Annotated in this window: 18 protein-coding genes; 13 read left to right on the top strand and 5 right to left on the bottom strand. The window is 57.6% G+C overall.

Going from position 1 to position 21,832, the window contains the following annotated elements; all coding sequences use genetic code 11:
• The first annotated feature begins 137 nt into the window (after window positions 1–137).
• Together ACQZ5Y_RS06465 and ACQZ5Y_RS06460 are read left to right on the top strand one after the other, a co-directional pair.
• Window positions 138–1,988, top strand: coding sequence for a M3 family oligoendopeptidase (locus ACQZ5Y_RS06465; RefSeq protein WP_174060109.1), 1,851 nt, complete (start codon window positions 138–140; stop codon window positions 1,986–1,988).
• A 43-nt stretch (window positions 1,989–2,031) separates the two neighbouring features.
• Window positions 2,032–2,667, top strand: a complete 636-nt coding sequence (locus tag ACQZ5Y_RS06460; RefSeq protein WP_174060110.1) for an aminotransferase class IV family protein — start codon at window positions 2,032–2,034, stop codon at window positions 2,665–2,667.
• Here the strand turns inward: ACQZ5Y_RS06460 and ACQZ5Y_RS06455 are convergent.
• Complete coding sequence (locus ACQZ5Y_RS06455) at window positions 2,664–3,572, bottom strand: sensor domain-containing diguanylate cyclase (RefSeq protein WP_003511446.1); 909 nt, start codon at window positions 3,570–3,572, stop codon at window positions 2,664–2,666. The two genes, ACQZ5Y_RS06460 and ACQZ5Y_RS06455, sit on opposite strands and share 4 nt — an antisense overlap.
• Window positions 3,573–3,895: 323 nt before the next feature.
• Here ACQZ5Y_RS06455 and ACQZ5Y_RS06450 point away from each other — a divergent pair, with 323 nt between their 5' ends.
• The 6 genes from ACQZ5Y_RS06450 to ACQZ5Y_RS06425 all read left to right on the top strand — a co-directional run bounded on the left by ACQZ5Y_RS06450 (window position 3,896) and on the right by ACQZ5Y_RS06425 (window position 10,983).
• Window positions 3,896–5,341: a homospermidine synthase gene (locus ACQZ5Y_RS06450; RefSeq protein WP_174060111.1), complete on the top strand. Its 1,446-nt coding sequence runs from the start codon at window positions 3,896–3,898 to the stop codon at window positions 5,339–5,341.
• A 148-nt stretch (window positions 5,342–5,489) separates the two neighbouring features.
• Window positions 5,490–5,864 (top strand): outer membrane lipoprotein Omp10, encoded by a 375-nt coding sequence (gene omp10, locus ACQZ5Y_RS06445; RefSeq protein WP_003511448.1) that lies wholly within the window; start codon window positions 5,490–5,492, stop codon window positions 5,862–5,864.
• Window positions 5,865–6,081: 217 nt separating this feature from the next.
• A complete protein-coding gene (locus ACQZ5Y_RS06440; RefSeq protein ID WP_174060112.1) occupies window positions 6,082–8,013 on the top strand; it encodes a 5'-nucleotidase C-terminal domain-containing protein in 1,932 nt (643 codons plus the stop codon).
• A 355-nt stretch (window positions 8,014–8,368) separates the two neighbouring features.
• Window positions 8,369–9,403, top strand: coding sequence for a ferrochelatase (gene hemH / locus ACQZ5Y_RS06435; RefSeq protein WP_174060113.1), 1,035 nt, complete (start codon window positions 8,369–8,371; stop codon window positions 9,401–9,403).
• A gap of 60 nt (window positions 9,404–9,463) precedes the next feature.
• Window positions 9,464–10,513: an SPFH domain-containing protein gene (locus ACQZ5Y_RS06430; RefSeq protein WP_003511451.1), complete on the top strand. Its 1,050-nt coding sequence runs from the start codon at window positions 9,464–9,466 to the stop codon at window positions 10,511–10,513.
• A gap of 2 nt (window positions 10,514–10,515) precedes the next feature.
• On the top strand, window positions 10,516–10,983 hold the full coding sequence (locus ACQZ5Y_RS06425) for an NfeD family protein (RefSeq protein ID WP_013761855.1): 468 nt from the start codon (window positions 10,516–10,518) through the stop codon (window positions 10,981–10,983).
• A 3-nt stretch (window positions 10,984–10,986) separates the two neighbouring features.
• Here the strand turns inward: ACQZ5Y_RS06425 and ACQZ5Y_RS06420 are convergent, their stop codons facing one another.
• The gene (locus tag ACQZ5Y_RS06420) at window positions 10,987–11,982 is read right to left on the bottom strand and encodes a KpsF/GutQ family sugar-phosphate isomerase (protein ID WP_013761856.1); all 996 of its coding nucleotides are present in this window, start codon (window positions 11,980–11,982) and stop codon (window positions 10,987–10,989) included.
• 60 nt (window positions 11,983–12,042) lie between these two features.
• A complete protein-coding gene (locus ACQZ5Y_RS06415; RefSeq protein ID WP_013761857.1) occupies window positions 12,043–12,408 on the bottom strand; it encodes a PAS domain-containing protein in 366 nt (121 codons plus the stop codon).
• Between the two features lie 404 nt (window positions 12,409–12,812).
• Between ACQZ5Y_RS06415 and uppP the strand changes: the two genes are divergently transcribed.
• The gene (gene uppP / locus ACQZ5Y_RS06410) at window positions 12,813–14,291 is read left to right on the top strand and encodes a polysaccharide biosynthesis protein UppP (protein WP_019564925.1); all 1,479 of its coding nucleotides are present in this window, start codon (window positions 12,813–12,815) and stop codon (window positions 14,289–14,291) included.
• A gap of 59 nt (window positions 14,292–14,350) precedes the next feature.
• Here the strand turns inward: uppP and galU are convergent, their stop codons facing one another.
• Entirely contained in the window at window positions 14,351–15,238 is an 888-nt protein-coding gene (gene galU / locus ACQZ5Y_RS06405) for a UTP--glucose-1-phosphate uridylyltransferase GalU (RefSeq protein WP_025595371.1), read from the bottom strand.
• Between the two features lie 195 nt (window positions 15,239–15,433).
• Between galU and ACQZ5Y_RS06400 the strand changes: the two genes are divergently transcribed.
• The 4 genes from ACQZ5Y_RS06400 (at window position 15,434) to ACQZ5Y_RS06385 (ending at window position 20,190) form a co-directional block, all read left to right on the top strand.
• Complete coding sequence (locus ACQZ5Y_RS06400; RefSeq protein ID WP_003511460.1) at window positions 15,434–16,657, top strand: lytic murein transglycosylase; 1,224 nt, start codon at window positions 15,434–15,436, stop codon at window positions 16,655–16,657.
• A 64-nt stretch (window positions 16,658–16,721) separates the two neighbouring features.
• Entirely contained in the window at window positions 16,722–17,957 is a 1,236-nt protein-coding gene (locus ACQZ5Y_RS06395; protein ID WP_174060114.1) for a DUF459 domain-containing protein, read from the top strand.
• Between the two features lie 206 nt (window positions 17,958–18,163).
• Window positions 18,164–18,838, top strand: coding sequence for a response regulator transcription factor (locus ACQZ5Y_RS06390; RefSeq protein ID WP_003511462.1), 675 nt, complete (start codon window positions 18,164–18,166; stop codon window positions 18,836–18,838).
• Window positions 18,835–20,190 (top strand): sensor histidine kinase, encoded by a 1,356-nt coding sequence (locus tag ACQZ5Y_RS06385; RefSeq protein WP_003511463.1) that lies wholly within the window; start codon window positions 18,835–18,837, stop codon window positions 20,188–20,190. Before ACQZ5Y_RS06390 ends, ACQZ5Y_RS06385 begins: the two co-directional genes overlap by 4 nt.
• A gap of 181 nt (window positions 20,191–20,371) precedes the next feature.
• Here the strand turns inward: ACQZ5Y_RS06385 and ACQZ5Y_RS06380 are convergent, their stop codons facing one another.
• The gene (locus ACQZ5Y_RS06380; RefSeq protein ID WP_003511464.1) at window positions 20,372–21,826 is read right to left on the bottom strand and encodes a glutamate synthase subunit beta; all 1,455 of its coding nucleotides are present in this window, start codon (window positions 21,824–21,826) and stop codon (window positions 20,372–20,374) included.
• Window positions 21,827–21,832: the final 6 nt, after the last annotated feature.

Raw genomic sequence — 21,832 nt, 5'->3', positions numbered from 1 at the left:
GTCATGCGGTCCCTTGTGGCGCACTCTGGCACGGGAGATTTGAACATCCAGTTTTGAGATTTGCTTGCATTTTATCCATTGCTGCGGGAAACAAAGGCCCCATATGCTGCGCAGGCATAACGACAAGGACGCGTTCGATGAACCTCAATCGCCCAACACCGCACCCCGTATTTTCGCTTGCCGAAACCTCCGGCCCTGCCCTTGGCGACCTGCCCGGCTGGAAACTCTCGGATCTCTATCCCTCGGGCGATTCGCCGGAATACAAGGGCGACATTGAGAAGGCGGCGGCGCTGGCGGCGGCTTTCGAGGATAAATGGAAGGGCAAGCTTGAAGACGCTGCAAAGGCGACGGGCGCCAACGGCATCGGCGCTGCTCTCAAGGAATATGAAGCGCTGGACGATCTTATCGGCCGCATCGGTTCCTTTGCGGGGCTGACGTATTTTTCAGATACCTCCAACCCGGCAAACGGCAAGCTTTACGGCGACGCCCAGGCGAAACTGACGGATATTTCCGCCCATCTGCTGTTCTTTACGCTTGAACTGAACCGCATCGACGACGCCGTAATGGATGCCTGCATGGCAAACGATGCCTTAGCTGGGCACTACAGGCCGTGGCTGGTGGATTTGCGCAAGGACAAGCCGCACCAGCTCGATGACCAGCTCGAACAGCTATTCCTCGAAAAATCGATGACGAGTGCCAGCGCCTTCAACCGCCTGTTCGACGAGACGATGGCCGACCTGCGCTTCGATATAGACGGCGCAAGCCTTTCGCTGGAAGTAACGCTCAATATGCTTCAGGAGCCGGAGCCGGAAACTCGCAAGAAGGCGGCACAGGCGCTCAGCACCACCTTCACCAGTAATCTGCGGGTCTTCACCCTCATCACCAACACACTGGCCAAGGACAAGGATATTTCCGACCGCTGGCGCAAGTTCGAAGACATCGCCGACAGCCGCCATCTGGCAAACCGTGTCGAGCGCGAGGTCGTAGACGCTCTGGCTGCCGCCGTGAAAAACGCCTATCCGCGCCTTTCGCATCGTTATTACGCCATGAAGGCGAAATGGCTCGGCATGGAACAGATGAACTACTGGGACCGCAACGCGCCGCTTCCCGATACATCGAATACGATCATTCCCTGGGATGAGGCGAAGGATACCGTGCTGTCCGCCTATGGCGATTTTGCGCCGGAGATGGCCGATATCGCCCGCCGTTTCTTCGATGAGCAATGGATCGACGCCCCCGCCCGGCCCGGCAAGGCGCCGGGCGCCTTCGCGCATCCGACCGTGCCTTCGGCCCATCCTTATGTCCTCGTCAACTATCTCGGCAAACCGCGCGACGTGATGACGCTTGCCCATGAGCTTGGCCACGGCGTGCACCAGGTGCTGGCCGGCGACCAAGGCGCGCTGATGTGCGCGACGCCGCTGACGCTTGCCGAAACTGCCTCCGTTTTCGGAGAAATGCTGACCTTCCGCAAATTGCTTGACGACACGAAGGACGTCAGGGAACGCAAGGCCATGCTCGCCCGCAAGGTCGAGGACATGATCAACACGGTCGTGCGACAGATCGCGTTTTATGAATTCGAACGCAAGCTGCACACCGCCCGCAAGCAGGGTGAGTTGACCTCCGAACAGATCGGTGAATTGTGGCTTTCCATTCAGGCCGAGAGCCTCGGCCCGGCGATCAAGATTTCCGAAGGGTATGAGACCTGGTGGACCTACATCCCCCATTTCATCCACTCTCCCTTCTATGTTTATGCCTATGCCTTCGGTGATTGCCTGGTGAACTCGCTCTATGCCGTTTACCAGAAGGCCGAGACCGGCTTTCAGGAGAAATATTTCGAGCTTTTGAAAGCAGGCGGCACCAAGCACCATTCGGAACTTCTGAAACCATTCGGCCTCGATGCGACAGATCCTTCCTTCTGGGACAAGGGTCTTGCCATGATCGAAGGGCTGATCGACGAACTGGAAGCGCTTGACAGCAAACAGGCCTGATCGCCTCCAAAAAAATACCGATGACAGGCGACGAGCAAAGGCAATGAAACGCAAACCCGCCGATCTGACCTTGAGAGAAACGCTGCGCTGGGAGCCGCAATCGGGCTTTCAGCGCATTGACCAGCATATGCGCCGGCTATTGCGCTCAGCCGATGCGCTCGGTTTCCGAGCACCGGTCAACGCGGTTCAGGTATTGGAGAAGAAGGTGGGCGGCGAAAGTCCGCTCTGCGTGAAGCTGGTCATGAACTACAAGGGTGAGCTCGATATCGAAACGGCCGACTTTCGGCCGTTGCAGGAGGGAACCGTCTGGCGGATCCGCATCGCGACGCAAACCAGGCTTGATTCCACCGACACCTTCTATCGCCACAAATCATCGCGCCGGGAACCCTATGATGCCGCCCGCGCCGAATTTTCAGCCGGGGATGCAGACGAGGTTCTGCTGCTCAACGAGCGCGGCGAGTTGTGCGAGGGATCATCGACCAGCATCTTCGTCGAAATGCCGGACGGGCAATTGCTGACGCCGCCGCTCGACAGCGGTATTCTGCCGGGCGTCCTGCGTGCCGATCTCATCCGCCAGCGCAAGGCACGCGGGCAGACATTGAAGCCGGAGGATATTGCCGGTCGACGGCTGTTCGTGGGAAATTCGCTGCATGGGCTGATTGCGGCGGAGCTGGTCTAAACCGTCACCGCCAAAAGCCGGTCGCGGCCCTTTTCCTTGGCAGCGTAAAGCGCCTGATCGGCGCGCATGAAAACATCGTCGGCACTTTCTGCCATCCGATAGGTCGTCATTCCAGCGGAACAGCTATAGGAAAAATCCGGAAACTCGGCCAGAGGTCTGGAAAGACGCACCTTTTGCAGTAGCCGCTCGACGATCTCCCGGCTCTCAACAACCGAACTGCGCGGCAAGATGAGCATGAATTCCTCACCGCCGATCCTGCCAAAACAATCCACCCGCCGGACGACGGAATGGGCGATCCCGACAAAATCGCGCAGCACCGCATCGCCGCATTTGTGGCCGAAACGATCGTTGATGTGCTTGAAAAAGTCGATGTCGAGCGTGCAAAGGCAAAAGGGCGCTTCAAGCCCCTTGCCGACCCGCTCCACCTGCAGCGCGAGTTTGGCGAAAACAAAACGCCGGTTCGCCGTTCCCGTCAATTCGTCGGTCTGCGAGGCGCGCACCGCCAGATCCCGGTCCTGCCGCAGGGTTCTGTAGCCCTGGCGCAATTCGGTGACATCGCTTGCGACACACAGCATCCAGCCATCCTGCTGCACCGTCTCCGTCATCCAAAACCAGCGGCCGTCATACATGTCCATCTCGAAGGCACGATACGGCAGCTTGCCGCGCCGGGACTGCGCCGACAAAAGCCAGCCCTCGAAATCGCTGTTTCTGACGACCACGCCGGTTCGCAGACGGTGGTTCAAGCGCATGATTTCCGCCCAGGTCGAAAAATCATCGTCGGCAAGCTGAAAGCTCTGCCGAAACGACGGGTTGGCATGCCGCAACCGGTCTTCGGAATCGTAAAGTGCAATAAGAACGGGGGTGGCGCTCTGAAGCGCTGCGACACGCTCGATAAGACTATTCAACAGGCAACACTCCTGTGATGACGAAAAGCCCCCTTTTCGTCATCTTGCAAAAGCCCCCAAGCCCTAGGACATATACACGAAAAGAAGAACTTGATTATAAACGTAGTCTCTAAAATGCGAAGGGGAAGAATGCGGTCGGAAGGTCTCGACTTCAATCTCGCCGGATCGCAACCGCGCAGAACGGGATCACCACACACCAACACGTCACAACTTTCGCATCCCGGGCTTGCGCCACCGTCATATGTCCGTCATGCACCTGCCCTTTATTGTGGCACGCTTTTATGATCTAGCTTACTTATTGGCTTAAAAAGGAAAAATGACGAATGACGGACGCAAACCATCCGATTTACGGCGATATTGACGGCCCCATCATCATGATCGGCTTCGGCTCCATCGGGCGCGGCACTCTTCCGTTGATCGAACGTCATTTCAACTTCGACAAGACTAGGCTCGTCGTCATAGACCCGCGCGAGGATATCGCAGCGTATCTGGCCGAGAGAAACATTCGCCATATCCGTACGCATCTGACCAAAGAAAACTACAAGGAGGTGCTCAAGCCACTCCTTAAAGGGGTTCAGGGTCAGGGCTTCTGCGTCAATCTTTCGGTCGATGCCGCATCCGTCGATCTGATGAGGCTCTGCCGCAAACATGGCATGCTCTACATCGACACCGTAGTGGAGCCGTGGCCCGGCTTTTACTTCGATGCAGACGCCGACAATGCCTCCCGTACCAATTATTCGCTGCGCGAGACCATGCTGAAAGAAAAGGCTCGGAAACCGGGCGGCACAACGGCCGTTTCCACCTGCGGTGCAAATCCCGGCATGGTGTCCTGGTTCGTAAAACAGGCGCTGGTCAATCTCGCCAAGGATAGCGGTCTCGACATCGAAGAGCCGCAACCGCATGACCGGCAGGCATGGGCAAAGCTCATGCAGCAGCTCGGCGTCAAGGGCGTGCATGTGGCAGAGCGCGATACGCAGCGGGCAAAAAATCCCAAGCCATTCGGCGCATTCTGGAACACCTGGTCCGTCGAGGGTTTTATCGCCGAAGGTTTTCAGCCCGCCGAACTCGGCTGGGGAACGCATGAAAACTGGATGCCGAAAAACGCGAAAAAACAAAAAAAGGGCAGCAAGGCAGCGATCTATCTCGATCAGCCCGGCGCCAATACGCGGGTACGGACATGGTGTCCCGGACAAGGGCCGCAATATGGATTTCTGGTCACCCACAACGAGGCGATCTCGATTTCCGACTATTTCACCGTCCGCAATGACGATGGCGACCTGATCTACCGGCCCACCTGTCACTATGCCTACCACCCCTGCAACGACGCCGTCCTTTCCCTGCACGAACTTTTCGGTAATGGCGGCACGCCGCAGCCGATCCAGCATGTGCTTGGCGAAGACGAGCTTGTTGATGGTGCCGACGAGCTGGGTGTTCTTCTCTACGGCCATGACAAAAATGCCTATTGGTATGGCTCGCGGCTAACCTTGCAGGAGGCACGGGCGCTCGCCCCCAGCCAGAACGCGACCGGATTGCAGGTCAGCTCCGCGGTACTGGCCGGAATGGTTTGGGCGCTTGAAAATCCGCAGGCCGGCATCGTCGAGGCGGATGAAATGGATTATCGCCGTTGCCTTGAGGTGCAGCGTCCCTATCTTGGACCGGTCGAAGGACATTACACGGACTGGACGCCGCTCGACGGTCGCCCGGGGCTGTTTCCAGACAATATCGACACCTCGGATCCCTGGCAGTTCCGCAACATCCTCGTACGCTGAGGACATGGCGTCTCATATTTGTCACGCAGGTGTTTTCATGACGGGTGTCAGGAACCCGGGAGAGCAAACAACGTTGCCTTGAAATAAATAACGCTTCACGGCATGGTCGAAACATCAGGGTTTCATCGAATCGCAGGAGAACAGGCTCATGAACTTCAAGACAAGCGCTGCTTTGCTTTGTGCCGCAATCGCGGTGTCTTCATGCGTTGCGCCGGGTCCCTCCCAGCAGACGTCGATGGCACCCTCGCTTGCCCGCGGCCCGGCCGTGGATGGCCGCTGGATCGACCGCAACGGCATCGTATCGACATTCCAGAACGGTGCTTTCTCCACCCGTTCGACCGATACCAACACGCTTCTGGCATCAGGCACCTATGTCACGATTTCGCCGACGCTCTATGAAATCAACATGACGTCGTTGGTGCGCAACACGCAATCGCGCGTCAACTGCGCGCTCGTCTCCCCGTCACAACTGAATTGCACGACAGACAGCAACAGCCAGTTCTCGCTGACTCGTCAGGGCTGATAACACAGACTTTTCAATGGTATGAGCTTTTAAAACGCACGCCTCAAGCGTGCGTTTTGCTTTATTGCGCCACTGTCACAATTTCCGCTTGCGGCAGCTGCCGCTAAATGGAAACATCGCGCTTTGAAAGACTGACATACTTTCAGACTAGAGAATGAGCACGGCCTGATGATGATCGACCGGCCAAGGCTTCCGCTTTGAACAGGAGAGAGGGACCATGAAGAAAATTTTGAGACTGAGTATGCTGAGCGTTTCCGCGATAACGCTTTCAGCCGGAGCGGCTCTGGCCGACTACGAACTCAACATTCTTCACATTAACGATTTTCACTCCCGTATCGAATCGATCAATAAATTCGACTCGACCTGCTCAGCGGAAGAGGAAGGCAAAAACGAATGCTTTGGCGGCGCCGCGCGCCTCTTGACCGCAATCAACCAGACAAGGGACGCGCTCAAGGCTCAAGGCAAGAACGTTCTCCTGCTCAATGCCGGCGACAATTTTCAAGGCTCGCTGTTCTACACCACCTACAAGGGTACCGTTGAAGCCGAAGTGCTGAACGCCATGAAGTTCGACGCCATGACCGTCGGCAACCATGAATTCGACGATAGCGAAGACGGGCTTGCGGGCTTCCTCGACAAGGTTCAGTTTCCGGTCGTGACCGCCAATGTGGTTGCCAGCGCCGCCTCGAAAATCGGCGATCGCGTCAAGCCGTCCATCGTCCTTGAAGTCGGCGGCCAGAAAATCGGTATTGTCGGCGCTGTCGCCAACGACACGGCGGAACTTGCGACCCCCGGCCCCAACATCACCATTGCGGAAGATGTCGCGAAAATCAGCGAACAGGTGCAGAAGCTGAAAGGCGAGGGTGTCAACAAGATCATTGCCCTGACCCATGTCGGATATCCGCGCGACCTCGAATTCATCGCGAAAATCCCGGATGTGGACGTCGTTGTCGGCGGCCACTCGCATACGTTGCTCTCCAACACCGATCAGAAGGCCGAAGGACCTTATCCGACAGTCGTCGACAATCCCGGCGGCTACAAGGTTCCGGTCGTTCAGGCAGGGCAATACAGCAAATATCTGGGTGACCTGCGCGTCGTCTTCGATGACAGCGGCGTGGTCAAGGAAAGCAAGGGCGATCCGATCCTGATCGATTCATCCTTCAAACCCGACGAAGCAACGCTCAAGCGTATCGATGAACTGAAAGCACCGATCGAGGCGCTGAAATCGAAGGTCGTCGGCACTTCGGAAGGCCCGATCGAAGGTGACCGCAAGGTTTGCCGCGTCAAAGAATGCTCCATGGGTAATCTGGTAGCGGATGCGACCCTTGCCCGCGTCAAGGATCAGGGCGTCACCATCGCTTTCGCAAATAGCGGTGGCCTGCGCTCCTCCATCGATAGCGGCGATGTCTCGATGGGCGAAGTCCTGACGGTTCTGCCGTTCCAGAACACGGTCGCAACTTTCCAGCTGAAGGGCGAGGATATTCGCGCTGCCCTCGAAAACGGCGTCAGCCAGATCGACGATGGCGCAGGTCGTTTCATGCAGGTTTCAGGCATGAAATATTCCTTCGACCGCTCCAAGCCGGCCGGCAGCCGTGTTACTGCGGTCGAGGTCAAGGAGGGCGACGCTTTCGTGCCTCTCGACCCGGCAAAGACCTACACTGTTGCGGCGAATAATTACGTTCGCACCGGCGGCGATGGCTTCAAGGTATTCGCGACCAAGGCGATCAACGCCTATGACTTCGGCCCCAACCTCGAAGAGGCTGTAGCTGCATATATTACGGCCAACAGCCCCTATAAGCCCTTCACGGACGGCCGCATCACCGAAGTGACGCCTGCCGGTTATGTGGCTCCGGCAAAGCCCGCTGCACCAGCGCCTGCCGCAACAGCACCGGCGGCAACTGCAACCGCTCCGGCCGCCACACCAGCCCCGGCTCCCGCAGCACCTGCTGCGACTGCACCTGCCACCACCACGCCGGCAGCGGCCGCGGCTGCCGCCAGCAAATATGTCGTCGCAAAGGGCGATTCGCTCTGGAAGATCGCGGCGGAGAAGTATGGCGACGGTGCCCTTTGGACCAGGATTGCCAAGGCAAACACGCTGAAGCATCCGAACCATATCGAGATCGGCGAGGAACTGGACGTTCCGGCTCAATAAGCCGCGAACACACAGACAGGGCAATTTGCCGCAGACGGGAAGCCGGCCTCGCACCATGAGGCCGGCTTCTTATTTTCCCTTTAAAAACAGATCATTACAGGCTGCGTTTTATCAAAAGACAATGCGTCCGTTACCGCACCTCGGAAATCACCTCCGCAGGTGGTTCAATCCTTACAAATTTCGTCTAGAACACGTGAACAAATTGACGGCACGAGCATATAGCTTGAGCATTTCCGGCAAAACCGCGTCACGGTTTACGTCCGGCCATGTATAAAAACAAAAAATGGAGCGTTTCCGCCCTTTATCCCAAACGGAAACGTTCTCACGCAACCAGTACGAGTTCAGGGTGTCATTCATGACGACAGAATTATCCGCACTTCCCGTAGACCATCCCCGCGTAAGATTTGGCAAGGTTGGCGTTCTGCTTGTCAATCTTGGCACGCCGGATGGTACGGACTATTGGCCGATGCGACGTTATCTGGCGGAATTTCTGAGCGACAAACGCGTGATCGAATGGTCGCGCCTCTACTGGTATCCGATCCTGTACGGCATCGTCCTCAACAAGCGCCCGCAGAAGGTCGGCAAGGCCTATGAGGCAATCTGGAACCGCGATCGCAACGAAAGCTATTTGCGCACCTATACCCGCAGCCAGGGCGAACTGATGGCACAGGCGCTGAAGGATTTGCCGAATGTCGTCGTTGACTGGGCCATGCGCTACGGCCAGCCTTCCATCGCCTCGAAAATCGACGCGCTGAAGGAGCAGGGATGCGAGAAAATCCTGCTATTCCCGCTCTATCCGCAATATGCCGCATCGACCACGGCAACGGTGAACGACAAGGCTTTCGAACATCTGATGAAGCTGCGCTGGCAGCCCGCCATCCGTACCGTTCCGCCCTATCATGACGATCCTGCCTATATCGAGGGGCTTGCCGCCTCTGTCAGAAACCATCTGGCAACGCTGGACTGGGAACCGGAGATGCTGATCACCTCCTTCCACGGCATTCCGCAATCCTACTTCAGGAAGGGCGATCCCTATTATTGCCACTGCCAGAAGACCGCCCGTCTGCTGAAGGAAGCGCTGGGACGGACCGAGAAGAACTTCATGATCACCTTCCAGTCGCGTTTTGGGCCAGAAGAATGGCTGCAGCCCTATACCGACAAGACCATGGAAAAGCTGGCATCCGAGGGCATCAAACGCATCGCCGTCATGAACCCCGGTTTCGTATCGGATTGTCTTGAAACGCTGGAGGAAATTGCCGGTGAGGCCGGAGAAATCTTCCTGCATAATGGCGGCGAGAAATTCACCCACATCCCGTGTCTCAACGACAGCGTCGAGGGTATGACAGTTCTCGAAAAGGTTGTACGACAAGAGTTGCAAGGTTGGGTGTAATCTTGCCATAACGATGCGGGTGTAAGATCCCAAAAGGTTGTGGTGCTGGAGGAGGAAGTGATGATTGCATTGGGCGGTTTCGATATCGTCGTCATAGCGGCGGTTGTTTTGGTCATTCTGGTGCTTTTTGCGGGCATCAAGACCGTACCGCAGGGACATCGCTACACGGTTGAACGGTTCGGGCGCTACACCCGCACACTCGAGCCGGGCCTCAACCTCATCGTGCCGTTCTTCGAAAGCATCGGTTCGAAGATGAATGTGATGGAGCAGGTTCTGCATATACCGACACAGGAAGTTATCACCCGCGATAATGCCAGTGTCTCGGCTGATGCCGTCACTTTCTATCAGGTCCTCAATGCCGCACAGGCCGCTTACCAGATCACCAATCTGGAAATGGCTATTGAAAACCTCACCATGACCAACATCCGCTCGGTAATGGGCTCGATGGATCTCGATGAGTTATTGTCGAACCGTGATGCCATCAACGATCGCCTCCTGCGCGTGGTGGACGAGGCGGTGGGACCATGGGGTATCAAGGTCACGCGCATCGAGATCAAAGATATCGCGCCGCCGAAAGATCTCGTCGATTCCATGGCAAGGCAGATGAAGGCGGAGCGTGAAAAACGCGCGCAGGTGCTGGAGGCCGAGGGCGCGCGCAATGCTCAGATTCTGCGTGCAGAGGGCGCAAAACAATCTGCCATTCTCGAGGCGGAAGGCCAGCGCGAAGCGGCGTTTCGCGATGCCGAGGCCCGCGAGCGTCTGGCCGAGGCCGAAGCCAGCGCCACCCGTATGGTGTCGGAAGCCATCGCTGCCGGCAATGTCCACGCGATCAATTACTTCGTTGCTCAGAAATATACCGAAGCGCTCTCCAATATCGGCACAGCCAAAAACTCGAAAATCGTGTTGATGCCGATGGAGGCTTCTGCGTTGATCGGCTCACTCGGCGGCATAGGGGCAATCGCCCGCGACGTCTTCGGCGACAAGGGCGATGCACCAACGGCGCCCGCCGTCCCCGCATCTTCCCGCTCGGTGCCGCCGTCGCGGCCTTCGGCCCAGGCCATCAACGTGACAATTCCCGGTAATCCCTTCGGCTCTTCATCGGAGAAGTGACGATGCTGCAACGGCTTGCCACGGAACTGGGACCATGGAGCTGGTGGATTGCCGGCTTCATTCTGCTGGCTGCCGAGCTGGTCGCTCCGGGCGTGTTTCTGATCTGGATTGGCATTGCCGCGCTGGTGATCGGCGCTCTCTCCCTGCTGTTTTGGGATGCTGCATTCTGGGCGTGGCAATTGCAACTGGTGCTGTTTGCCGCCCTCTCCATCGCCTTCGCCCTGCTTGGCCGGAAATATTTCGGCAAAAACCGTGAGGCAAGCGACGAACCCTTCCTCAATCAACGGGAAGCCAGCCTTGTTGGCCGCACAGCGACCCTGCAGGAGCCGGTTGTCGAAGGACGCGGCCGCATAAGGCTGGACGATACCTGGTGGTCCGTTAACGGTGAGGACATGCCAGCCGGAACACGTGTCAGGATCGCAGCCGCGCGTGGCCGCACCCTGACGATAGAGCCGCTCGACCGCCCATAGCGATCAGGCCACACCGATTCTCAACAGATCGTGGAAATGCACCAGCCCTATCGGGCGGTTATCGTCATCAACGACGATAAGCGCACCGATGTGGAATTTTTCCAGTGTCGCGAGAGCGCTGGTCGCCAGCACGGATTTTTTGACCGTTTTCGGAGTACGGGTCATGATGTCGTCCACCGTCAATTCCGCGAGGTTGCGCGACAGGTTGCGCGCCATATCACCCTCGGTGACGATGCCACACAGACGGCCATCCTCGTCCAGAATACCGACACAGCCGAAATGCTTGCGGGAAAGAACACTGACTGCTTCCGGCATGGAAGTTCCCTTGCCGACTAGCGGCACCCGGTCGCCGGTATGCATGATGTCGCTGACAAGCGTAAGGCCCGCGCCCAGTTTGCCGCCGGGGTGAAACACCTTGAAATCACCGGCAGTGAAATTGCGTGCTTCCAGAAGCGCAACGGCAAGGGCATCGCCAAGTGCCAGCTGCATCAATGTGGAGGTGGTAGGCGCAAGACCGAGCGGGCAGGCTTCCTGTTCATTTGGAACCAGAAGCACGATATCGGCTGCCTTCGCCAGCGATGCACTCTCCGAACATGTAAGTGCAATCAGCGGGATGGAGAAACGGCGCGAATAGTTGATGATGCTACGCAGCTCTGAACTTTCACCGCCTTTGGAGATCGCCAGCACTACGTCATCACCGCCGATCATGCCCAGATCGCCGTGGTTGGCCTCTGCCGCATGCACGAAAAACGCAGGCGTTCCCGTGGAGGCGAAGGTGGCCGCGAGCTTGGCGCCTATGTGGCCGCTTTTACCAACACCGGTGATGATGAGGCGGCCATTAGACTGGCCGATCGTCTCGATCGCCTTGCAGAAAGGTTCGGAAAGCCCGTTCCTGAGGGCCTCTTCAAGAGCGGCAAGGCCAGCCCTCTCCATCGAAATCGTCCGCACGGCGGATTCAATCGCATTGTCTTCAACCAGTTTCACGGCTCTCGTAATCATGGCCGACTGTTACTATTTCAACCGGAATAAGTCCACTATACAGCCGAAAATCGCCGCTCTTTAGTGGCGCAGGTTCGGCGGAGAAATCTCCTCCATCGTTCCCATCCGCTTGAAAGGGATGTTCTCTTCATCGACCAGATATCGCCCGACTGTCCTTATCCACGAGATAGAGCCGTCATCACGGCGCACGGCATATTCCTGATGGTAAAAGCTGGCGGCCTTGAGCGTCGTGAGCGCCGTTTCGATCACATGATTGCGATGGCCGATATCCACTTTTTCGAGCATCTGAAAAATGCTGATGCCCTGCATCGCCTGCCGCAAAGGAATGCCCAAGAGTTCAGCGCAGACTTCGTCTAGATAGAATCGGTCATTGGTAATATCCCAGCAATAAAAACCGACCTGCTTGACGTTCAAAACGGGATTCATGAAACGACGCTGTGACACAAAATAAAAATCAATTGGATTGCTAAAATAAAACGGATGAGTTCCACCCAATCATAGGGCGATTCCGTATCAAAATGAAACGTTTAAATCTGATCATATTCGAAATATTGGGCATCTCGGCAAATTTTCTTCAGTCGCGGTGCCGAAGCGGCCAGATCGAACGAGGAAGCCCCCCAGCTTTGCCGCAGCCACAGATGTGGTGAAATCGGGGAGGTCTTTATCAACTGTTAACCATAAAAATCCTATTGTTAAAGCGATATTAAAACTTGCGTCGCGTGTCTGGTCTCTTGGTCGTCCACTTCATCTGTCTGCCGCTCATTCGGATTCAGGAAATGCTGAGACGAACTTTCGATCCGACATGGGCCAAATGCGCCGGGTGAAGAGGAATGATTGTGAAGGGCACCGCCACACGTCTGCCGACGTCGCGGAAAGCAGCAACCCTGCTGCTGCTTGCCTGTACGCTTCTCTACACCCCGGGAACTGTTTTCGCGCAAACAGCGGCCACGCGGCTGCCGGTCGCAGTTCCATCCGGCGATGCAACGCCGGCCGAGAACCCGACAACGACAGCTGAAAACGACACAAGCACGGTGCGAACAGCACCGCCGCAGCAACTATGGCGCCCCTCGAATAATCCGGGCGACCCGATTTCCGAACAGCAGGAAGAAGCGGGCCAGCCTTATGCCGACGCGGAAAACCCATATGAGCCAACGGTAGACGGCGGTGAAAACCCGCAAAGAGCCACCGAACCCGGACAAACCCCCGGCATCCGGCTCGGTACATTCCTGCTGCGGCCCTCGATCAGCCAGACGATCAATACGGAAAAGCAGACGAACACCGGCGGCCCTTCCAGACGTAACTACCTGACGACGGGTATTCGCGGCACGCTAACCAGCGACTGGTCCCGCCATGCGCTGACTGTAACAGGCGATGGCGCCTGGGAGAAAAATTTCGGCAGCAAGAATGGTGAAGAGCCGAGGGCGCGGATAGAAGCCGATCTGCGCCTCGATCTCGGCGAAGAAACGACGGCTAATCTCAAGGCGGGTTACGAATTCAGTCGTGAAGGCACCACGGACCCCAACGCTTTGACCGGCGCTGCCGTGCAGGGCGGAGAACACCGTTTCACGACCGGCGCATCGATCCAACGGGATTTCGGCAAGCTGCGCGGGCTGGCGGCGCTCGATCTGTCGCGTACGGTCTACACGGATGCAAAGGGCATAAACGGCCAGCCGATCAGTCTTAGCGATCGCGACCAGAACGGCGCGAACCTGCGCGGCCGCATCGGCTACGAATTGTCACCGGCCCTGATCCCGTTCCTCGAATTGAACGCGGGAACGACCAAATATGACAGGCGCCTGGACAATACCGGTTACGCACGGTCCTCGAATTCCTACGGCGCCAAAATTGGAGCCGAGGTCGATCTTGGCGAGAAGACCCGCGGCGAGGCCGCCATCGGCTATCTACGCAAGCAATATGACGACGACCGCATCGCTTCCATCGGCGCGCTGACACTGGACGGCGAACTGAACTGGTCGCCGCAGCGCGGCACCAACGTCAATCTTGGCCTGCGCACGACGATAGAGGATTTCGCCGGCGGACCGCAGGGCGGCTGGATTTCCTATCGGCTGGATGCCGGGCTGACCCATGAGTTGCGCAGCAATCTGGTCGCGCGGCTGACCGGGCAGATCGTGCACCGGACATTTCCCTCCTCCGATATCGAGGATGCTGTGGAATACACCGCAGGCGCTGGCTTAACCTGGGGGCTGAACCGCTATCTCGATCTGACGGCGGACGTTAGTTATCAGTGGACGCCGATTTATGACAGCAACGAACTGCGCGTCGGCGCGGGTCTTGTCCTGAAACGATAACGTCGCCCCAAACAGAAATCCCGGCGCGAAGGCCGGGATCCCGTTGTCCAGTTGGTAAATTACTTCAGTCCGTCGATAAGAGCCTTGATCGGCTCCTCGATTGCGGGGCGGATGTCAGAGCGTTCGAGCGCGAAAGCGACGTTGGCAAGAATGAAACCATCCTTGGCGCCGCAATCGAACGTCTGCCCGCGGAAATGATAGCCAGCGAATTCCTGGGACTTGGCAAGCGTCAACATGCCGTCCGTCAGCTGGATTTCGTTGCCGGCGCCCCGTTCCTGATTTTCCAGAATGTCGAAAATCTCAGGCTGAAGGATGTAGCGACCGTTGATGTAGAAATTCGAAGGTGCCGTACCCTTGGCAGGCTTCTCGACCATTTCAGTGATCTTGAAACCCTCGCCCACGGCGTTACCCACGCCGACGATGCCGTATTTATGCGTCTGATCGGGAGCGCATTCCTGCACCGCGATGACGTTGCCGGCGGTCTGGTCATAAAGTTCGACCATGCCCTTGAGGCAGCTTTTCTGTGAGTGCATGATCATATCAGGCAGCAGAACGGCGAAAGGCTCGTCGCCGACGATATCACGCGCACACCAGACCGCATGGCCAAGACCGAGCGGCACCTGCTGACGCGTGAAGCTTGCCGTGCCCGCCTTGGGCAGAAGGCCGGCCAGCAATGTAAGCTCGGCATTCTTGTTGCGCTCGCGCAGCATTTGTTCGAGTTCAAATTGAATATCAAAATAATCTTCAATCACCGCCTTGCCGCGGCCGGTGACAAATACAAAATGCTCGATGCCCGCTTCCGCCGCCTCGTCGACGACGTATTGAATGACCGGCTTGTCAACGACAGTGAGCATTTCTTTCGGAACCGCCTTGGTTGCGGGCAGGAAACGCGTACCCAGACCTGCGACCGGAAATACGGCCTTCCGAATTTTCTTATGTTCTACCACATATCCCTCCTGAGAGATAAAACTTGATCACAATCCCCGCACAGTGTTGTTATTTCAAAAATAACAACGTTTTGTAAAGGGTGACGCTACCATCTATTAATGGTAAAGAATTTGTTGACATTCTTTTGTTATGCATGACGACGCCCGATGCGTTTTCGCAATCGAAATGATATTCGAGAGAACGAAAGACTGACGATGACAAAGATGATCCTTTCAAATGTCCGCAAATTCGGCTGCATGATGGTTGCAGGTCTGGCGATCTCGCTGGCCCCCGTCTCGGCCCGGGCCGATGCTGGGTTCAAGCAGTGGATCAACCAGTTCTACGCAACAGCCGCGAAAGAAGGCATTAGCAAGGCGACCTACCAGAAAGCCTTTGCTGGTGTCAGCGAGCCGGATCCGGATGCGCTGCGCAAGGCGACCTTCCAGCCGGAATTCACCACCCAGATCTGGGATTATCTCGATTCCCGCGTTAACCCCTATACGGTGCGCATCGGCCGCGAGATGAAGATGAAGCACGCGACGACGCTCAACTGGATCGAGCGTAACTTCAACGTCGACAAACATATTATTCTCGCCATCTGGTCGATGGAATCGAATTACGGCGCGGTTCTCGAAAAGCCGGAGCGCCTGCACAATATTCCGCAGGCACTGGCCACGCTCGCTTATTCCGACCCCAAACGCGCCAAGTTCGCGCGCACGCAATTGATCGCCGCACTCAAAATCCTGCAGGCAGGCGATGTCACGCCCAAGCAGCTGACGGGTTCCTGGGCGGGTGCGATGGGCCATACCCAGTTCATTCCGACCAGCTACCTGCTCTATGCTGTCGATGCTGACGGCAATGGCAAGCGCGACATCTGGCACTCGGTTCCGGACGCGCTGGCGACGGCCGCCAATCTACTCGCCAAGAATGGCTGGGAACCCGGCCGGACCTGGGGTTACGAAACAGCCGTGCCGCGTGGCGGCGCCCGTTATGAGGGGCAGACGAAGTCCATTGCGGAATGGACCAAGCTTGGCTTTGCCCGCCCGAACGGCAAGAATTTCACCCGCGGCTCCGATCGCGCCATGCTGAAACTGCAGGGTGGGGCAAATGGTCCCGGTTTCCTGATGATGAAAAACTTCTTCACCATCAAGAAATACAACGCATCCGACAGCTATGCGCTGGCCGTTGGCCTGCTTGCTGACGAGATCGCCGGTTATGGCGGCATGCAGCAGAAATGGCCGCGTCCGGACGGCACGCTGGATATTCGTGAAAAATTCGAACTCCAGACCCGCATGAAAGAACTTGGCTATTACGATGGCGAAGTCGATGGCAATTTCGGCTCCGGCTCGAAGGCGGCGATCAGCGCCATCCAGTCGCGCATGGGTCTGGAAACCGACGGTCAGCCGTCGCAGCGATTGCTGAGAGCACTGCGGAATTGATAATATGCCGGTGAATTCGGCGGCGGTCTTCAACGCCGCCGAAGCATCCGGAAGGATCGATGTCATGAGTAGGAAACCTGCGGCGAAAAGCACAAGTACGGGCTGGCGCATCTGCGCCATCATTCTTTGTGCTGTCTTGTGCACGCCGCTTGTCCCTTCGCAAACCTTGGCCCAGGAACAGCGACGCACCCTGTTCGAAATGCTGTTTGGCCGGCCCGTGGGCCGGGAGGACACGCCCGGCCGCGAATACCAGCCCCGCAGTCGCCGGGATTTCCCGGCTGCCCCGCGTGAAAAATCAGTCACCCGCCCGCAACCCGCAAGAAAAGCGCCTTCGGTGGTTCAGATGCGAACCATAAAACCGGAGCCGACCGCCAAGCTTGAAAATGCAAGGCGTGTTCTGGTCGTCGGTGATTTTCTGGCCGGTGGCATGGGGGAAGAATTGGTCAATGCCTTCGCCAGCTCTCCGGGAATTTCGGTCGATGTGCGCGCGAATGGTTCTTCGGGCCTCGTACGCACGGACTATTACGACTGGTTCGCCAATCTGCCGCAGTTCATAACCGAAACAAATCCCGCCACGATCGTCATCATGATGGGATCGAACGATCGCCAGCAGATGCAGATCGGCGATACCAGGGAAAAATTTGGCACCGATGTCTGGTTCAAGGAATATGAGCGGCGGATCGATGAACTTCTGACCCTTGCCGGCCGGCCGAAGGTGCCGCTACTGTGGGTTGGCCTGCCGGCCTTCCAGTCAACCTCACTCTCGGCCGATCTCGTCGGCTTCAACCGGCTTTATCGCAGCCATATCGAAAAATACGGCGGCGAATTCGTCGATGTCTGGGACGGCTTTGTCGACGAGGCCGGTAAATTTGTCATCACCGGCTACGACATGAACGGCCAGCAGGCCCGTCTGCGTGAGGCAGATGGCGTCGGCATGACGCAGGCCGGCAAACGCAAGCTTGCTTTTTACGTCGAGAAATTCGTGCGCAGGCACCTCGACAGCGCCGGACCGGACCTCGTGAAACTGGACGGCAGCAATTTGCCTGCACTCACCTCCCTGCCCGCGCTTGGCATCGATGCGGGACAGGTGCGCACCCAGCCGATCAGCCTGACCGATCCGAACCTCGATGGCGGTGACAAGCTGCTTGGCGATGTCCCTTCGACGACCGTATCGACACGTGTCTCGGTGGTGGAATCGCCACGCGAACGGCTGACCAAGCGGGGCGAGATGGCCGATGCACCGGCGGGTCGTATCGATGACTACCGGATTGTCCCGGATACTGCTCAGGCCAGACAGTAGCCACTTCTTCGCCGTCGCTACGGCTCGAACCGGCGTAATGTTGAGGCAACCCGGCAATGGCAGGATAAATTCAGCTTTGCAGCAAATGCGGGTTCGGCCAATTGCCCTCCCCTGCCCGCGTCTTACTGCACGGTGATGTTTATCCGATGCCCCCGCGCCCCTTCCTCTCCGGGAAGGCGTACGCCAGACACTGCCGAGAACAATTCATGCGCCTGCTGCTTGTTGAAGACGAACGCGAAATGGCAGCAGCCCTTTCCGCCGCCCTGCACCGGTTCGATATCATCGTGGACAATGTCGGCACGCTCGATCTCGCCCGGCATGCGATCATGGACGGTGTTCACGATCTTGTCGTACTCGACCGGCAATTGCCCGATGGCGATGGCATCCAGCTTATAGAAGATCTGCGTCTGCTGCCCGTCACACCGCCCGTCATCGTGCTGACAGCGCAAGGCACACTTGCGGATCGGGTGAACGGCCTGAACCTTGGTGCGGACGATTATCTGGCCAAGCCCTTTGCTGTCGAGGAACTCCTTGCGCGCATCCGCGCCCTGATGCGCCGGCCAGCCGGCAGCGTAACGATGACGGCGAAACTGGGCAAGCTGGAATTTTGCTTCGAAACCCGCGAAGTCCGCATCAAGGGAGAGTTTATTCCCCTGACCAGACGCGAATTGCTGATCCTTGAAGCCCTGTTGCGTCGGCAGGGCAGAACGGTGCTGCGATCGGTACTGGAAGAGGCGGTTTATAATTTCGACGATGAAATCCAGTCGAATGCGCTTGATTCCCATATCTCCCGTCTGCGCCGCAAATTGCAGGCAGCGGATGCGGGTCTGGAGGTTCACGGTATTCGCGGCGTCGGTTATCTGCTGAGGGCGGCCTCATGAAATCGGCCGGAAGGAAATCGCTCAAGCGCCGCCTGACCATTCAATTGCTGCTTTTCCAGATCGGCAGCCTTTTCATCGTTACTGCCGCCTTCGTCGCTTACCTGTCCAGCGGCGCTTCGGGCAGCGCCCTTCTCAGCCCGGCAGCGGCCCAGATTACAGCCAATGCCATCATGCGTGACAAGGATGGCCGGCTGATGCTTGACGAAACAAATGAATTTGTCGAGCTGCGCGACAGCATGCCCGGTTTCTGGTTCGTTGCGGTCAGCGAGAAAGGTGAGATCGTGCAGGGTGGGCCGGTGCCTGAGGCCTTTAGCAACATGGATCAACAGCTTAGCGACGTCAAAGTGTCGGACGTACGCGATGCGGCATTGTCCTACTCCTATCTTGCTGTCTTGCGAATCGCCGTCGTGCGTCGTGCATCGGGACCGGCGGGCGAATTCGTTATGGTCGGCAAGGGCGGAGCCTTCAGTATGGCATTCCCCGTCCTGCTGTTCTCCAACATACTGATCATGCCGATCCTCCTTATCATGTCCATTGTGACAATCGTGACCATTCCATGGATCATCCGTCGGGAATTTTTCGCACTTTCCGCTATTGCGCGAACGGCGGAAAGCATCGACATCGACAAGCGCGGATATCGATTGCCGGATGGCGATATTCCATGGGAGGTGCAGCCGCTCGTGCATGCCGTCAACGGCGCGCTGAAACGTCTGGACGATGGTTACGAGCGGCACAAGCGGTTCATTCTCGACGCCGCCCATGAATTGCGGACCCCTGTCGCCATTCTCCAGACCCGTGTCGAAACGTTGCTGGACGGACCGGACCGGAGCCGGATACTAGCCGATGCCAGCCGTATCGCCGTGCTTGCCGAACAGTTGCTCGATCTGCAACGACTTGGCGGGCAAAAGGCGCCGCTTATTCCACTAGATCTTGTTGGCCTCTGCCGGTCTGTCGTCGCTGATATGGCGCCGCTTGCAATCTCTCAAGGCTACGAACTTTCGTTCGAGCCGGACGAAGAGCCGATCCTCGCCCTTGCCGATGACGCCTCGCTGCAACGCGCCCTGATGAACGTCGTGCAAAACGCCATCGAACATGGCGGTAATCGCGGAACGATCACAATAAAACTGGGCGCCAACCGCGTGATCGACATATCCGACGAAGGCAACGGAATTCCCGAAGAGGACCGGGAAGCCGTGTTTGACGCATTTCACCGGTTGATACCGAAGGATCGCGGTACCGGGCTCGGTCTCAACCTCGTGCAGGAAATTGTCCGCTACCATGGAGGCGAGATCAGCATCAGTGATTCCCCATCCGGCGGCGCCTCCTTCCGCATCAGCCTTCCCTATTGCTGAAACGAATCCTGTCTTCGGAAACACGTAATGTCATTGCAATTCTCAGGCGCGATATGTTGCCCATCCCCCTGAATGCGAAACCTCCATCGCGTTTCGGTTATCCAGTCAAACGAAAGGCCTGTTGTAAAATACAACAGGCCTTTTTGTTTTCGTTACGACGGCTTGTGCCGCGTCAACTCGCTCAGCGCGGAAGGACGGTTGCGCCCATCAGCTCTTCGTCGATCGCACGTGCGGCCTGACGGCCTTCGCGGATTGCCCAGACCACCAGCGACTGGCCACGGCGAACGTCGCCTGCCGCCCACAGCTTGTCGACCGAGGTCTTGTAGTCCGTTTCGTTGGCGATCACGTTGGTGGAACCGCGACGATCGGTGTTGAGCGACAGCTTGCCATCCATTTCCTTCAGCACGCTATCGGTGAAAGGACCGGAGAAACCGATGGCGATGAAGGCAAGATCAGCCTTGATGATGAATTCCGTACCGGCAATGGGCTTGCGCCGGTCGTCCACCTGACAGCACTTCACACCCGTCAAAACGCCGTCTTCACCGACGAATTCAAGCGTGGCCACCTGGAACTCGCGAACGGCACCTTCTGCCTGCGAAGAAGAGGTGCGCATTTTCGTTGCCCAGAAGGGCCATACGGCGAGCTTGTCTTCCTTTTCCGGCGGCATCGGGCGGATATCGAGCTGTGTGACTTTAACCGCACCCTGACGGAAGGCCGTGCCGACGCAGTCAGACGCCGTATCGCCACCGCCGACGACGACGACATGCTTGCCGCCGGCGAGGATCGGATCGGCCGGCCACCCGATGCTGTCGATGTTTTCGCGGCCAACGCGGCGGTTCTGCTGCACGAGATAGGGCATGGCGTCGTAAACGCCATTGAAATCGGCGCCACCGATGCCAGCCGGGCGCGGGGTTTCCGAACCGCCGCAATAAAGAACCGCATCGTGATCAGCCAGAAGCGCTTCGACCGTTACATCCACGCCGACGTTGACGCCGCAATGGAAGGTAACACCTTCACCCTTGATCTGCTCGACACGGCGGTCGATGAAGTTCTTCTCCATCTTGAAATCCGGAATACCATAACGCAGCAAACCGCCGGGCTTCGATTCACGCTCGTAAACGTGGACCTCATGACCGGCACGGCCAAGCTGCTGCGCTGCCGCCATGCCGGAAGGACCGGAACCGATGATGGCGACCTTCTTGCCGGTGTGGATCGTCGCCGGCTTCGGCACGATAAAGCCCAGCTCGTAGGCCTTGTCGGCAATCGCCTGCTCGACGGTCTTGATGGCGACCGGTGCATCCTCGAGGTTCAGCGTGCAGGCTTCCTCGCAGGGTGCCGGACAGACGCGGCCGGTGAATTCCGGGAAGTTGTTGGTAGAATGGAGGTTGCGGATCGCCTCTTCCCAATTGTTGTTATAAACCAAATCGTTCCAGTCGGGGATCTGGTTGTGCACGGGACAGCCCGTCGGGCCGTGACAGTAGGGAATGCCGCAATCCATGCAGCGCGCCGCCTGCTTCTGCACCTCGGCATCCGACATCGGAATGGTGAATTCGCGGAAATGGCGGATACGGTCCGATGCGGGCTGATACTTGCCCACCTGCCGGTCGATCTCAAGAAAACCTGTAACCTTGCCCACGTTTAT

It is taken from the genome of Agrobacterium sp. A3-95, from assembly GCF_053521785.1.
Note: the sequence above shows the minus strand (reverse complement) of the source record. Positions and strands in the feature narration are given on the sequence as shown.

Coding starts and splice junctions, on each gene's coding strand:
- ACQZ5Y_RS06440 (WP_174060112.1), top strand. CDS start 6,082: ATGAAGAAAATTTTGAGACTGAGTATGCTGAGCGTTTCCGCGATAACG.
- ACQZ5Y_RS06395 (WP_174060114.1), top strand. CDS start 16,722: ATGAGTAGGAAACCTGCGGCGAAAAGCACAAGTACGGGCTGGCGCATC.
- hemH (WP_174060113.1), top strand. CDS start 8,369: ATGACGACAGAATTATCCGCACTTCCCGTAGACCATCCCCGCGTAAGA.
- omp10 (WP_003511448.1), top strand. CDS start 5,490: ATGAACTTCAAGACAAGCGCTGCTTTGCTTTGTGCCGCAATCGCGGTG.
- ACQZ5Y_RS06415 (WP_013761857.1), bottom strand. CDS start 12,408: ATGAATCCCGTTTTGAACGTCAAGCAGGTCGGTTTTTATTGCTGGGAT.
- ACQZ5Y_RS06420 (WP_013761856.1), bottom strand. CDS start 11,982: ATGATTACGAGAGCCGTGAAACTGGTTGAAGACAATGCGATTGAATCC.
- uppP (WP_019564925.1), top strand. CDS start 12,813: ATGATTGTGAAGGGCACCGCCACACGTCTGCCGACGTCGCGGAAAGCA.
- ACQZ5Y_RS06450 (WP_174060111.1), top strand. CDS start 3,896: ATGACGGACGCAAACCATCCGATTTACGGCGATATTGACGGCCCCATC.
- ACQZ5Y_RS06465 (WP_174060109.1), top strand. CDS start 138: ATGAACCTCAATCGCCCAACACCGCACCCCGTATTTTCGCTTGCCGAA.
- ACQZ5Y_RS06390 (WP_003511462.1), top strand. CDS start 18,164: ATGCGCCTGCTGCTTGTTGAAGACGAACGCGAAATGGCAGCAGCCCTT.
- ACQZ5Y_RS06400 (WP_003511460.1), top strand. CDS start 15,434: ATGACAAAGATGATCCTTTCAAATGTCCGCAAATTCGGCTGCATGATG.
- ACQZ5Y_RS06425 (WP_013761855.1), top strand. CDS start 10,516: ATGCTGCAACGGCTTGCCACGGAACTGGGACCATGGAGCTGGTGGATT.
- ACQZ5Y_RS06430 (WP_003511451.1), top strand. CDS start 9,464: ATGATTGCATTGGGCGGTTTCGATATCGTCGTCATAGCGGCGGTTGTT.
- ACQZ5Y_RS06385 (WP_003511463.1), top strand. CDS start 18,835: ATGAAATCGGCCGGAAGGAAATCGCTCAAGCGCCGCCTGACCATTCAA.
- ACQZ5Y_RS06460 (WP_174060110.1), top strand. CDS start 2,032: ATGAAACGCAAACCCGCCGATCTGACCTTGAGAGAAACGCTGCGCTGG.